Source organism: Kitasatospora sp. NPDC002227 (assembly GCF_040296285.1).
GTDB lineage: Bacteria > Actinomycetota > Actinomycetes > Streptomycetales > Streptomycetaceae > Kitasatospora.
In genome coordinates this window covers 1-15219 of record NZ_JBEOWY010000086.1, presented here as the reverse complement: position 1 = coordinate 15219, position 15219 = coordinate 1, and the positions used below count along the sequence as shown (strand labels likewise).

The following is a 15219-nucleotide window of genomic DNA, read 5'->3' as shown; positions in this document are numbered from 1 at the left end:
TCAGCAACCGCGCCAGCCGGTTCGCCCGCGCATCCAGCTCCGCATACGACAGCTCGACACCCTCGAAGGCCAACGCCACCGCATCCGGCGTCCGCACCACCTGAGCCGCCAACAGCTCCGGCAGCGTCGACGACGCCACCTCGACCGCCACGCCGGCCGGTTTCTCGGCCTTGCCGTCGGCGGTCGGCACCACGTAGGCCACCAGGCGCTTGTCACCCGGCACGTCCTCACGCACCACCACAGCAGCCTGCGCGACCTCCGGGTGCCCGACCACCACCGACTCGACCTCACCCGGCTCGATCCGGAAACCACGGATCTTCACCTGCTGATCGGCCCGGCCGACGTACTCCAGCTCGCCGTCGGCGTTCCACCGCGCCAGGTCTCCGGTGCGGTACAACCGGTCACCGGCCGGCCCGTACGGATCGGCGACGAACCGCTCACCGGTCAGGCCCGCGCGGTCCAGGTACCCACGCGCCAGCCCCGCACCCCCCACGTACAGCTCGCCGGCCACACCCACCGGCACCGGGCGCAGTGCGGCGTCCAGCACGTAGGCGCGCATGTTGTCGAGCGGACGCCCGATCGGGAGCGCGCCCTCGCCGTCCACCGCGGTGTGCGTGGCGACGAACGTGGTGGCCTCGGTCGGCCCGTACCCGTTCACCACCACGATGTCCGGGCAGGCCGCCCGCACCCGGGCCACGGCCGCCGGCGACACCACGTCACCGCCGGCCCACACCTCACGCACCCCGGCCAGGCACCCCGGGTCCTCCTCCGCCACCAGGGCGAACAGCCCCGCCGTCAGCCACAGCGCCGTGACCCCGAACGAGGACACCGCCCCGGCCAGGGAGGCCGCCGTCACATCACCGGCCGGCATCACCACGACCTGACGACCCGTCAGCAGCGGGACCCACAGCTCCATCGTCGACGCGTCGAAGGAGTGCGGCGAGTGCAGCAGCACCCGCTCGAACCCCGCACCCGCGAACCGCCGGTCCAGCGCCAGCGCGGCCACGTCGGCATGCGTCACCGTCACGCCCTTGGGGCGACCGGTCGAGCCGGAGGTGTACATCACGTACGCCGACTGGCGCGGGGAGCACGGAACGTCGACCGGCTCGGCAGTCGTCGCGTCGACCGTCAGCACGGTCAGACCCAACTCCTCGGCCTGCTCGCGCAGTCCGCCATCGGTGAGCACCACCTTCGCGCCCGTCTCGGACGCGATCGCCTGCCGATGCGCCAGCGGGTAGCGGCTGTCCAGCGGAACGTAGCACCCGCCCGCCTTCACCACACCCAGCAGCGCCACCACCAGATCCGCCGAGCGCTCCATCAGCACCGCGACACCCGACTCCGCGCGCACGCCGTACTCGACCAGTCGCCGCGCCACCGCATTCGCCCGAGCGTCCAACTCCGCGTACGTCAGCTCGAGGCCCTCGGCCGCCACCGCCACCGCATCCGGCGTCGCAGCCACCCGCGCCGCGAACAACGCCGGCAGCGTCGACGGCTCGACCTCGACCGCCGTGTCGTTCCAGCCCGTCAGGACGAGCTCGCGCTCCTCCTCGGTCATCAACTCGACGTGGATGATCGGTCGTTCCGGTGCCGCCAGCAGCTCCCGCAGTACCCGGACGAAGCCGTTGCCCATCCGCTCGACGGTCTGCTCGTCGAACAGGTCGCGGGCGAAGACCACGCCGGCCGTCAGGCCGGCGGGGGCGCCTGCCGTGCCGAACCTCTCGGAGAAGGTGAAGTTGAGGTCGAACTTGGCCGGGGCCGGCCTGGCGGCCACCGGCTTGACGGTGAGGCCCGGGAGGTCCAGCACGGGCTGGGCGTTGTTCTGCACGAGGAGCATCACCTGGAAGAGCGGGTGCCGGGCCATCGACCGGACCGGCGACAGCTCCTCCACCAGCTTCTCGAACGGCACGTCCTGATGCTCGAACGCGCGCAGGCTGGCCTCCCGCACCCGGCCCAGCAGCTTGACGAAGCTCGGCGCGCCGGCCAAGTCGGTGCGCAGCACCAGGGTGTTGACGAAGAAGCCCACCAGGTCGTTGAGGCCCTCATCCATCCGGCCGGCGACCGCGGTGCCGATCGGAATGTCATGGCCGGCGCCGAACCCGGACAGCAGCACGGCCAGCGCCGCCTGCAGCACCATGAACGGGGTACAGCCCTCGGCGCGGGCCAGTTCGGTGATCCCCCGGTGGAGCTCGGCGGGCACCTGGAACTCCACGGAGCCGCCGCGGTGGCTGGCGGTGGGCGGGCGGGGCCGGTCGAAGGGCAGCGCGAGCTCCTCGGGAAGCTCGGCCAGCGATTGCCGCCAGTAGGCGAGTTGCTCGTTGAGCAGACTCTCCGGGTCGTCCTCCTCGCCGAGCAGCTCGCGCTGCCAGAGCGCGTAGTCGGCGTACTGGCCGGGAAGTTCGTCCCAGTCGGGCGCGGTGCCGGCGAGGCGGGCCCGGTAGGCATTGGAGAGGTCACGGGCGAGCGGGCCCATCGACCAGCCGTCCCCGGCGATGTGGTGCACCACCACCACCAGCACGTGCTCCGCCTCGCCGCGCGAGAACAGCCAGGCGCGCAGCGGGAGTTCTTCGGCGAGGTGGAAGACGCAGCCGGCGGCTTCGGCCAGTGCGGCGGTCAACTCCGGCTCGGTCATCGCGGTGGCGTCGACCACGGTCAGCAGCGAGCCGACCGACTCGGCGTCCCGGATGTGCTGCCACGGCTTCCCGGCGACCGCCGAGAACACCGTCCTCAGCACCTCGTGGCGGGTCACCACGTCGCGCAGGGCGTCGTCCAGCGCCTCGATTTCGACGGTGCCGGTGAGCCGCAGGCCCATCGGGATGTTGTAGGTGGCGTTCGGGCCCTCCAGCTCGCTCAGGAACCAGAGCCGCTGCTGAGCGAAAGAAAGCGGGATCATCGTTCAGGACTCCTTGTTCGCGCGCATCGCCCGGAACGCCGGCCGTGCCTTCTTGTTCGCCGATTCGAGCCGCTCCGCCACACCGGCGACCGTCGGTGCCTCGAAGAGGGCCTGGATGGGCAGTTCCACGTTGAGTGCCTTCCGGATCCGGCTGGCCAGTCGCACCGCCAGCAGCGAGTGACCGCCCAGGGCGAAGAAGTCGTCGTCCAGCCCGACTCCGGTGACTCCCAGCACCTCCTCGAACGCCTCGCAGAGCTGCTGCTCGCGTGGCGTGGTCGGGGGCCGGTGGGCGACCCCGGAGCCCAGGTCGGGGGCCGGCAGGGCCTTGCGGTCCAGCTTGCCGTTGACGGTCAGCGGCACGGCGTCCAGCAGCACGACCGCCGACGGCACCATGTACTGCGGCAGCCGCTCGGCAACGAACTCGCGGACGGACGATCCGAGTTCGGTGCTGTCCCCGTCCGCCACGACGTACGCGACCAGGCGCTTGTCGCCCGGCTCGTCCTCACGGACCACCACCACCGCCTGCGCGACCTGCGGGTGCCCGACCACCACCGACTCGACCTCGCCCGGCTCGATCCGGAAACCACGGATCTTCACCTGCTGGTCCGAACGGCCCGCGAACACCAACTGTCCCTCAGCCGTCCACCGCGCCCGGTCACCCGTGCGGTAGAACCGCTCGCCCGGCGCACCGAACGGGTTCGCCACGAACCGCTCTCCGGTCAGCCCCGCACGGCCCAGGTAGCCGCGGGCCAGCCCCGCGCCCGCGACGTACAACTCGCCCGCCACACCGACCGGTACGGGCTGCAGGGACTCGTCCAGCACGTACACCCGGGTGTTGACCACCGGCGTGCCGATCGCCACCACCGACGACGCCGGATCGCACTGCCACAGCGTGGCATCCACCGTCGTCTCGGTCGGGCCGTAGGAGTTGAACAACCTGCGGCCCTCGGCCCAGCGCGCCATCACCTCCGGCGGGCACGCCTCACCCGCCGTCACCACCACCACGCCGCGATCCACCGAACCCGCGTCCAGCGTCGCCAGCACCGCCGGCGGCAGCGTCACATGCGTCACCCGCTGCTCCGCCAGGAACACCGGCAGCGCCTCACCCAGCCGCCGGTCCTGCGGGATGACCACCGAGGCGGCGCCCGTCAGCAGCGCCATGAACCACTCCCACCCGAAGGTGTCGAAGCCCGCCGAGGCGAACTGGCCCACCCGCGAACCGGCACCGACCCCCAGCCACCGCACATGACCCGCCACCAGGTGCGCCACACCCGCATGCGAGACGAGTACGCCCTTCGGACGCCCCGTCGACCCCGAGGTGTAGATCACGTACGCCGGGTGCGCCGTGAGCAGCGGCAGCCGGCGCTCCGTCTCCGTCACCCCCTGGCCCGACAACCCGGCCAGCTCCGCGACCGTCGCGGCATCGTCCAGCACCACCACCGGCACCGACCCCGCCAGCACCCCGGCCGTCGCCCGGCTGGCGACAGCCAGGACCGAAGCGGCGTCCTGCAGCATGTACGCGATCCGCTCCGCCGGGTACTCCGGATCCACCGGCATGTACGCGCCGCCGGCCTTCGCCACCGCGAGCAAGGAGACCATCAGGTCGACGCCGCGCTCCATCACCACCGCGACCACCGACTCCGGGCCCACACCGCGCCCGATCAGCAGCCGCGCCAGCCGGTTCGCCCGCGCGTCCACCTCCGCGTACGACACCTCGACACCGTCAGCCACCACCGCCGGCGCATCCGGCGTCCGCGCCACCTGCGCCTCGAAGAGCCCCGGCAGCGTCGAGGACGTCACCTCGGCCGCCGTGTCGTTCCACTCCTCGAGCACCTGGCGGCGCTCGGCCTCGCCCAGCACCCCCACCGCCGACAGCCGCGTCTGCGGGGCCTCCTCCAGAGCGGCCGTCAGGTTGGTGACGGCGGCCTGCAGCAGCGCGCAGATCTGCTCCGCATCGGCCGGTGCCATCGATTTGGCGGTCAGGAAGAAGCCACTCCCCATGTCGTCGACGGCCACGCTCACGGGGTAGTTGGTGGGGTCGCTCGCGGCCAGCACCCCGACGCCCTCGAGGCCGGGGCCACTGGCCTGTGCAGCGGCCTCGCTGTGCCGGTAGTTGAAGATCGAGGTGAACAGCGGGCTGCCGCCCGCCACCCCGCTCGCCTGCTGCGCCAGCGAGAGCGGCGCGTGCTCGTGCACCAGCAGCTCGGCCAGCTGGCCCCGCATGCCGTCCAGCGCCTCGCCCGCACTCTGCGAGTCCAGCCGCACGCGCACCGGCAGGGTGTTCATGAACAGACCCGGCACCCGGTCCGAACCGGCGCCCGCGTTCATCCGGCCGAACAGCACCGTGCCGAACACCACGTCGTCACGGCCCGACAGCGATGCCAGCACCCGGGCCCACGCCAGGTGGAACACCGTCGCCGCACTCACGCCCTGCCGCCGCGCCACCTCACGCACCCGGCCGGCCACCTCGGCGTCGAGGGGGACCTGGCAGTGCATCGCGCCGGTGCCGTCACTGTGCACGTCCAGCAACCCGTAGGGCGCCGTAGTCTCGGTGACGTCACCGAGCAGCTCGGTGAAGTACCGGACGTGCTCCTCCCGCGGCGTACCCAGACGGGCCTGGGCGACGAAGTCGCGGAACGGCAGCGGCTCCGGCAACGCGTCGGCACGGCCGGACACGAATGCCCGAAGCTCCTCGAGCAGCACGTCCCGTGAGGTGTGGTCCCCCACCAGGTGGTGCATTCGCAGCAGTGCCAGCCAGCGGTCACTGCCGGGCTCCGCCGCGATGTGGAGCGTCAGCAGGGGCGCCCGGGTCAGATCCATCCACGAGCCGTCGACTGCTGCCAGCTGCTCCACCGGATCGGCGCCCTGCGGGTCCAGCACGACCTCCTGGACCGGCAGCTCCACCCGGCGCAGCACCACCTGCACCGGCTCGGCCAGCCCCTCCCACACGAAAGCCGTGCGGTAGACGTCATGCCGGTCGATCACCTTCCGCAGCGCGTCCACGAAGGCGTCAACCCGCTCCCGCGAGTCGAATCCCAGCACCGACGGGCGCATGTAGACGTCCGACTCGGTGTTCCGATCCGCCATCATGTGGTGGAAGAGGAGGCCCTCCTGGAGCGGGGCCAGCGGGTAGACGTCGGCCACATTGGCCGCGCCGCCCTCGACCGTGGCCACGATCCGCTCGATCTCCGCCTCGGTGAGCTCCACCAGCGGCAGCATCTGCGGCGTGATCTCGACGGCACCCTCAGGGATCAGGTTCGGCGGCACCACCACCTGGACCGGCCCGGCGGCGCCGGCCAGCTCGGCCGGCGTGGGGTTGCGCAGCAGGGTGCGGATGGAGACCGACACACCCCGGACCCGCAGGTACTCCACCAGCGACACCGCCAGCAGGGAGTGCCCCCCGAGGGCGAAGAAGTTGTCCTCCACGCCGACGCTCTCCAGCCCCAGGGCGTGTGCGAACGCGGCGCACAGGATCTCCTCCTGCACCGTGGCCGGACCACGGCTCACCCGGACGTCCTCGTCCGCGGTGCCGGAGTCGTCCGGTGCGGGCAGGGCCGCGAGGTCCAGCGCCCCGTCCGGCGTCAGCGGCAGCGCGTCCAGCACCACCACGGAGGGCACCAGCTGCTCCGCCAGGCGGTCGCCGGCGAACTGCCGCACCGCGGCCGCCAACGCCGCGCGATCAGCGCCGGAGCCGGCGGGCACGACATAGGCGACAAGGCTCCCGCCGCCTCCCGTCCGGGATGCCTGTCCGTCCTCCGCGTCCTGCTCGCGCTCGATGACCGCCAGCTGAGCCACGCCGGGCTGCGCGGCCAGCACGGCCTGCACCTGACGCGCGGTCCGCCCGGGCGTCAGGATCCGCTCCCGCTCGTCCTCACCCAGCACGGCCACCGCCGCAAGCCTGGTCCCCGGCTCGGCCGTGACCGTCTCGAGGACGCGCACCAGCCAGACCGCGATCCGCTCGGCCGTGTCCGCGTCGAACAGGTCGGCTGCCGCGGTCATGACGCCACGCAGGCCCGCCGGAGCGCCCTGGGCGTCGAAGACCTCCCCGAGCGACATGCCCAGGTCGAACTTGGCCACCCCCGGTCCGGCGGCCTGCCGGCTGACCCGCAGCCCCGGCAGCTCCAGCAGCTCCAGCTCGGACCGGCCGTCGCCGGCGGCCGCGGCGGTGTTCTGCAGGGTGAGCATGACCTGGAACAGCGGGTGACCGGCCAGCGACCGGGTCGGCGCCAGCTCCTCCACCAGCTTCTCGAACGGGACGTCCTGGTTCTCGTAGGCGCGCAGGCCCGTCTCCCGGACCCGCTCGACCACCTCACCGAAGGTCGGGTCGCCGGACAGGTCGGTCCGGATCACCAACGTGTTGACGAAGAACCCGATCAGCTCGTTGAGCGCCTCGTCGGTGCGCCCGGCGATCGCCGTACCGATCGGGATGTCCGTGCCCCCGCCGATCCGGTTCAGGGTGACCGCCAACGCCGCCTGCAGCACCATGAACAGGGTCGCCCCCTGCTCCCGGGCCACCGACAGCAGGCCCTCGTGCACCCCTGCGGGGACCTCCAGCCGCACCGCGTGACCGCGGTGGGTGGGTGTCGCGGGCCGCGCGAGGTCGGTGGGCAGGACGAGCTCCTCCGGAGCCCCGGCCAACGCCTCACGCCAGTAAGCCACCTGCCCGGACACCACACTGTCCGGATCGTCCTCGCTCCCGAGCAGCTCCCGCTGCCACAGCGCGTAGTCCGCGTACTGCACCGGCAGCGCCACCCACTCCGGCACCCGGCCCGCGACCCGCGCCGCGTACGCCCTCGACACATCGCGCGCCAGCGGCGCCGTCGACCAGCCGTCGGCCGCCACGTGATGGACCAGCATGACCAGCACGTGCTCGGCCTCGCCGAGCGCGAACAGCGCGGCCCGGATCGGGATCTCCGACGTCAGGTCGAACCCGTACCCGACCGCCTCCGCAACCGCCGCATCCAGCTCCTGCGGCGCCACCTCGACCACCGACAGCTCGAAGCCGCACTCCTCCAGCGACAGCACCTGCTGGAACGGCTCACCGTCCACGGCCGGCAGGACCGTGCGCAGCACCTCGTGCCGCCCGATCACGTCCCGCAGCGCCGCGGCCATGGCCCCGCGGTCCAGCTCCCCGGTCAGCCGCAGCGCCAGCGGGATGTTGTAGGTCGCACTCGGACCCTCCAACTGCCCGAGGAACCACAGCCGGCGCTGCGCGAACGACAGCGGCACCCGCTCCGGACGCACCACCGGCACCAACGCCGCCCGGCCCGCGGCGGCCTCACCGATCCACGCCGCGACCGCGGCCGGCGTCGGACGCTCGTACAGCATCCGCAGGGGAAGCTCCACGCCCAGCACCGCGCGCACCCGGATCACCAGCCGCATCGCCAGCAGCGAGTGACCGCCCAGCGCGAAGAAGTCGTCCTCCACACCGACCGCGGGCAGCCGCAGCACGTGCGCGAACGCCTGGCACAGCAACTCCTCCTGCACCGAGGCCGGTCCACGGCTCGACACCCCGCCCGCCGCCGCGAAGTCCGGCGCGGGCAGCGCCTTGCGGTCCACCTTGCCGTTCGCCGTCAGCGGCATCTCCGCCAGCACCAGCACCACCGACGGAACCATGTACTCCGGCAGGCTCCGGGCGAGGTGGGCCTGCAGGTCCGCCACGTCCACCTGCATCCCGGCCCGGGGCACGACGTACCCGGCGAGCCGCTGATCCCCCGCACCGGTCCCGTTGACCGTCACCGCCGCCTGCGCCACCAGCCCGTGACGCTCCAGCGCGGCCTCGATCTCACCCAGCTCGATCCGGTAGCCACGCACCTTGACCTGGGTGTCGACCCGGCCCAGGCACTCCAGCGTCCCGTCCTCGCGCCAGCGGGCCAGGTCGCCCGTGCGGTACATCCGCTCACCGCTCGGCCCGAACGGCGCGGCGGTGAACCGCTCAGCACTCAGCCCGGGCCGGCCCAGGTACCCCCGGGCCAACTGCGCACCCGCCAGGTACAGCTCGCCCGCCACACCTGCCGGGACCAGCTGCAGGAACCCGTCCAGCACGTAGGCACGCATGTTGGCGAACGGCCGCCCGATGGTCACCGGACCCTCGGCGACCTCGGCCGAGGTCGCCCAGACCGTGGCCTCCGTCGGACCGTACAGGTTCACCGCCCACAGGCCGAGCTCCCGCATCCGGCCCGCCAACTCCTCGGGCAGCGCCTCACCGCCGACCAGCACCCGCACCCCGCGCGGCCAGCCGGCCTCGCCGGACAGCAGCGCCCGCCACAGCGACGGAACAGCCTGCACAGCGGTCACCCCGGCCGCGTCGACCAGCTCCCGCAAGGCCGTCACGTCACGGACCGTCTCCCGCTCGGCCAGCACCACGGCCGCCCCGCGCACCAGCGGCAGGAACAGCTCCAGCGCCGCGATGTCGAAGGACACCGTCGTCACCGCCAGCAGACGGTCGCCGGCCCCCAGCGGGACCCGCTGCCCGGCCGCCCGCAGATGGTTCACCAGCGCCTCGTGAGTGACCACGACCCCCTTGGGACGCCCGGTCGAACCCGAGGTGTGGATCACGTACACCGGGTGGGCCGGCCGCAGCGGCGCCACCAGCTCGGCGTCCGTCAGCCGCGCCTCCTCGAAGCCCGCGCACTCGGCGCGCAGCTCGGCGGAGTCCAGCACCAGCACCGGCCGGTCGACCGAGTCCGGCAGCACCCGGGCACACTGCTCCGTCGTCAGGACGCACACCGGCGTCGCGTCGTCCAGCACATAGGCGATCCGCTCCACCGGGTACTCCGGATCCACCGGCATGTACGTGCCGCCGGCCTTCGCCACCGCCAGCAGCGACACCACCAGGTCGACGCCGCGCTCCATCACCACCGCGACCATCGACTCCGGGCCCACACCGCGCCCGATCAGCAGCCGCGCCAGCCGGTTCGCCCGCGCGTCCACCTCCGCGTACGACAGCTCGACGCCCTCGAAGGCCAGCGCCACCGCGTCCGGCGTCCGCGCCACCTGCGCCTCGAAGAGCCCCGGCAGCGTCGAGGACGCCACCTCGAGCGCCGTGTCGTTCCACTCCTCGACCACCTGACGGCGCTCGGCCTCGCCCAGCACCCCCACCGCCGCGAACCGCGACTGCGGAGCCTCCTCCAGGACGGCGGTCAGGTTGGTGACGGCGGCCTGCAGCAGCGCGCAGATCTGCTCCGCGTCGGCCGGTGCCACCGCTTCGACGATCAGGCTGAAGCCACTCCCGAGGTCGTCGACGGCCACGCTCACGGGGTAGTTGGTGTGGTCGCTCACGGCCAGCAGTCCGACGCCCTCGAGGCGGGGACCAGTCCCCTCCGCCGGGGCCTGGCCGTGGCGGTAGTTGAGGATCGAGGTGAACAGCGGGCTGCCGCCCGCCACCCCGCTCGCCTGCTGCGCCAGCGAGAGCGGCGCGTGCTCGTGCACCAGCAGCTCGGCCAGCTGGCCCCGCATGCCGTCCAGCGCCTCGCCCGCGCTCCGCGAGTCCAGCCGCACGCGCACCGGCAGGGTGTTCATGAACAGACCCGGCACCCGGTCCGAACCGGCGCCGGCGTTCATCCGGCCGAACAGCACCGTGCCGAACACCACGTCCTCCCGGCCGCTGACCGCGGCCAGCACCCGCGCCCACGCCAGGTGGAACACCGTCGCCGCACTCACGCCCTGCCGCCGCGCCACCTCACGCACCCGGCCGGCCACCTCGGCATCGAGGGGAAGCTGGCAGCGCGCCGCGGCGGTGCCGTCACCGTGCAGGTCCAGCACACCGAAGGGCGCCGTCGTCTCGGTGACGTCACCGAGCAGCTCGGTGAAGTACCGCTCGTGCTCCTCGCGCGGCGTACCCAGGCGGGTCTGCGCCACGAAGTCGCGGAAGGGCAGCGGCTCCGGCAGCGTGTCGGCACGGCCGGACATGAACTCCCGCACCTCACCGAACAGCACGTCCAGCGAGGTGTGGTCCTGCACCAGGTGGTGGGTGCGCAGCAGTGCCAGCCAGCGGTCGCCGCCGGGCTCCGCCGCGATGTGGACCGTCATCAGGGGCGCCCGGGTCAGATCCATCCAGGAGCCGCCGACGGCTGCCAGCTGCTCCTTCGGGTCGGCGCCCTGCGGGTCCAGCACGACCTCCTGGACGGGCAGCTCCACCCGGCGCGAGACCACCTGTACCGGCTCGGCCAGGCCCTCCCACACGAAAGCCGTGCGGCAGATGTCATGCCGGTCGATCACCTGCTGCAGTGCCGCCAGGAACGCGTCCACCCGCTCCCGCGAGTCGAATCCCAGCACCGACGGCAGTACGTAGACGTCCGCCCCGGCGCTCTCGTCCGCCATCAGGTGGTGGAAAAGGAGGCCCTCCTGGAGCGGGGCCAGCGGGTAGACGTCGGCCACATTGGCCGCGCCGCCCTCGACCGTGGCCACGACCGACTCGATCTCCGCCTCGGTGAGCTCCACCAGCGGCAGCATCTGAGGCGTGATCTCCCGCGCGTCGACGGGAATCAGGTTCGGCGGCACCACCACCTGGACCGGCCCGGCAGCGCCGGCCAGCCCGGCCGGCGTCGGCGTCTGGAACAGCGCCTTCACCGAGACGGAGACTCCCCGCGCACGGAGGTTCGCCACCAGGGAGACCACCAGGAGCGAGTGCCCGCCCAGGGTGAAGAAGTCGTCATCGACGCCGACTCGCTCGAGTCCCAGGACCTCGGCGAAGGCCTGGCACAGCAGCTCCTCCTGCACCGTCGCCGGCGCCCGGCCCGCACCCGACGCGTACTCCGGCGCCGGCAGGGCCCTGCGGTCCACCTTGCCGTTCACCGTCAGCGGCAGCTCCTCCAGCACCACCACAGCCGACGGCACCATGTACGCGGGCAGCCGCTCACCAGCGAACTCGCGGACGGATACGGTGAGTTCGGCACTGTCGCCGTCCGCCACGACGTACGCCACCAGGCGCTTGTCGCCCGGCACGTCCTCGCGGACCACCACCACGGCCTGCTCCAGGCCCGGGTGGGCGGCCAGGACGGCCTGCACCTCACCCGGCTCGATCCGGAAACCACGGATCTTCACCTGCTCGTCCGCACGACCCGCGAACACCAACTCGCCGTCGCCCGACCACTTCACCCGGTCACCCGTGCGGTACAGCCGGCCACCCGCCGGCCCGTACGGATCGGCGACGAACCGCTCACCGGTCAGCCCCGGACGGCCCAGGTAGCCACGTGCCAGTCCCGCACCCGCCACGTACAGCTCGCCGGCCACACCCACCGGCACCGGGCGCAGTGCGGCGTCCAGCACGTAGGCGCGCATGTTGTCGAGCGGACGCCCGATCGGGAGCGCGCCCTCGCCGTCCACCGCGGTGTGCGTGGCGACGAACGTGGTGGCCTCGGTCGGCCCGTACCCGTTCACCACCACGATGTCCGGGCAGGCCGCCCGCACCCGGGCCACGGCCGCCGGCGACACCACGTCACCACCGGCCCACACCTCACGCACCCCGGCCAGGCACCCCGGGTCCTCCTCGACCACCAGGGCGAACAGCCCCGCCGTCAGCCACAGCGCCGTGACCCCGAACGAGGACACCACCTCGCCGAGCGAGACCGCCGTGACCTCTCCGGCCGGCATCACCACGACCTGACGCCCCGTCAGCAGTGGGACCCACAGCTCCATCGTCGACGCGTCGAAGGAGTGCGGCGAGTGCAGCAGCACCCGCTCGAACCCCGCACCCGCGAACCGCCGGTCAAGCGCCAGCGCCGCCACATCGGCATGCGTCACCGCCACGCCCTTGGCCCGACCCGTCGAGCCGGAGGTGTACATCACATAGGCCAGGCCCTCCACGTCACCGGAGAGGTCCAACGGCTCCGCCGAACCCGCGCCGGACGCCTCCAGCACCGCCAGACCCAGCTCGGCCGCCTGGCTCCGCAGCTCGGCGTCGGTGAGCACCACCTGCGCGCCCGTCTCGGACACGATCGCCTGCCGGTGCGCCAGCGGATACCGGGTGTCCAGCGGAACGTAGTAACCGCCCGCCTTCACCACACCCAGCAGCGCCACCACCAGATCCGCCGAGCGCTCCATCAGCACCGCGACACCCGACTCCGCGCGCACACCGTGCTCGACCAGTCGCCACGCCACCGCATTCGCCCGAGCGTCCAGCTCCGCGTACGTCAGCTCGAGGCCATCGGCCACCACCGCCACCGCATCCGGCGTCGCAGCCACCCGCGCCGCGAACAACGCCGGCAGCGTCGACGGCTCGACCCCGACCGCCGTGTCGGTCCACTCCTCCAGGAGCAGGCGACGCTCGGCCGGATCGAGCACCTCCACCGCCGACAGCCGCGTCTGCGGCTCGGCGAGAACCGATTCGACGACTCGCAGCAGCCAACCCGCGAAACGCTCCGCCGTCCCGGCATCGAACAGGTCCGCAGCGGCGATCAACTTCCCCCGGATGCCCGCCGGCTTGCCCTGCGCGTCGAAGACCTCGCCAAGGCTCACCTCCAGGTCGAACTTCGACGCCCCCAGACCCGCCGAGGACGCCAGCCCCGAAGGCAGCGAGCCCGCCCCGGACAGATCCAGAGCCGCCGAAGCCGTGTTCTGCACCGTGAGCATGACCTGGAACAGCGGGTTCCGGGCCATCGACCGGACCGGCGCCAGCTCCTCCACCAGCTTCTCGAACGGCACGTCCTGATGCTCGAACGCGCTCAGGCTGGCCTCCCGCACCCGCTCCAGGACCTCGTCGAAAGTCGGGTCACCGGACAGGTCCGTGCGCATCACCAGTGTGTTCACGAAGAACCCGACCAGGTCCTCCAAGGCCTTCTCGGTGCGTCCGGCGATCGCCGCCCCGATCGGGATGTCGTTCCCCGCACCCAGCCGGTTGAGAGCGACCGCCAGCGCGGCCTGCACCACCATGAACAGGGTCACCCCCCGCTCCCTGGTCACCTTCACCAGACACTCGTGCAGGCCGGCCGGCAGCTCGACCGCCACCGCGTGGCCCTCATGACTGGCCACGTCGGGACGCGGCCGATCGGTCGGCAGCTCCAGTTCGGCCGGCGCCCCGGCCAGTGTCCTGCGCCAGTACCCCAGCTGCCGGGAGAGCACGCTGTCCGGGTCCTGCTCGTCGCCGAGCAGCTCCCGCTGCCACAGCACGTAGTCCGCGTACTGCACCGGCAGCGGCTCCCACTCCGGTGCCCGGCCCGCGGCCCGCGCCGCGTACGCCACCGACACGTCCCGCGCCAGCGGCGCCGTGGACCAGCCGTCACCGGCGATGTGATGAACCACCACCACCAGCGCGTGGTCGTCCTCGCTCACCGTGAACAGCGTTGCCCGCACGGGGATTTCGGCGGAGAGATCGAAAGCGTAGGCGACCGCCCCGCTCACGGCACCGGACAGCGACTCCTGGGAGACCGTCTCGACCGCGAGCTCGAACCCGCTGTCCTCGAGCTTGAGGATCTGCTGGTACGGCTCCCCGTTCTCGGCCAGGAAGACCGTGCGCAGCACCTCGTGCCGACCCACCACGTCCCGCAGCGCCTCGGCGAGGGCCTCCCGGTCCACCTCCCCGGTCAGCCGCAGGGCCATCGGGATGTTGTAGGTCGCGCTCGGCCCCTCCAACTGGCTCAGGAACCACAGCCGACGCTGCGCAAACGACAACGGAAACATCAGTAGTCCTCCTGCTTACGCATCGGCCGCAGAGTGGGCCTAGCTATGCTGTGGGTCTCGATCTGACTTGCGGGCTGCGCGAAAGACATCGGAGTCATCAGGAGTCCTCCTGCTGACGCATCGGCCGCAGAGTGGGCCTGGACGTGCTCCGGGTCTCGATCTGACTGGCGAGCCAGCCGGCGATCCCCGCCGGCGTCCGCGCCTCGAACACCGCCCGGATCGGCAGTTCGGTCTGCAGCAACTCCCGTACTTCACTGACCAGTCGGGTGGCCAGCAGGGAGTGGCCGCCCATGGCGAAGAAGTCGTCCTCCACGCCGACCCGGTCGAGCCCCAGCACCTGCGCGAACGCCTGGCAGAGGAGCTCCTCCTGCACGGTGGCCGGCTCCCGGCCCGCGCCGGCGGCGTACTCGGGGGCGGGCAGGGCCTTGCGGTCCAGCTTGCCGTTCCCCGTCAGCGGCAGCGTGTCCAGCACCACCACCGCCGACGGAACCATGTAGGACGGCAGCTGACCGGCAATGAACTCACGGACGGCGGTGGCCAGTTCGGTGCTGTCGCCGTCCCCGACGACATACGCGACCAGGCGCTTGTCACCCGGCACGTCCTCACGTGCGATCACCGCGGCCTGCGCCACCTGCGGGTGCGCGGCCACCACCGACTCCACCTCGGCCGGCTCCACCCGGAACCCACGGATCTTCACCTGCTCATCCGCA

3 protein-coding genes are annotated in these 15219 nt (G+C 72.4%); all 3 read right to left on the bottom strand.

Annotated elements, in window-relative coordinates; all coding sequences use genetic code 11:
* Positions 1-2890 (bottom strand): non-ribosomal peptide synthetase (locus tag ABT095_RS37540; RefSeq protein ID WP_350534112.1); only part of this gene is annotated, 2890 nt, incomplete at its 3' end.
* 3 nt (positions 2891-2893) lie between these two features.
* Positions 2894-14500, bottom strand: coding sequence for a non-ribosomal peptide synthetase (locus ABT095_RS37535; protein ID WP_350534111.1), 11607 nt, complete (start codon positions 14498-14500; stop codon positions 2894-2896).
* Between the two features lie 106 nt (positions 14501-14606).
* The coding region (locus ABT095_RS37530) for an AMP-binding enzyme (RefSeq protein ID WP_350534110.1) at positions 14607-15219 on the bottom strand (613 nt) is incomplete at its 5' end.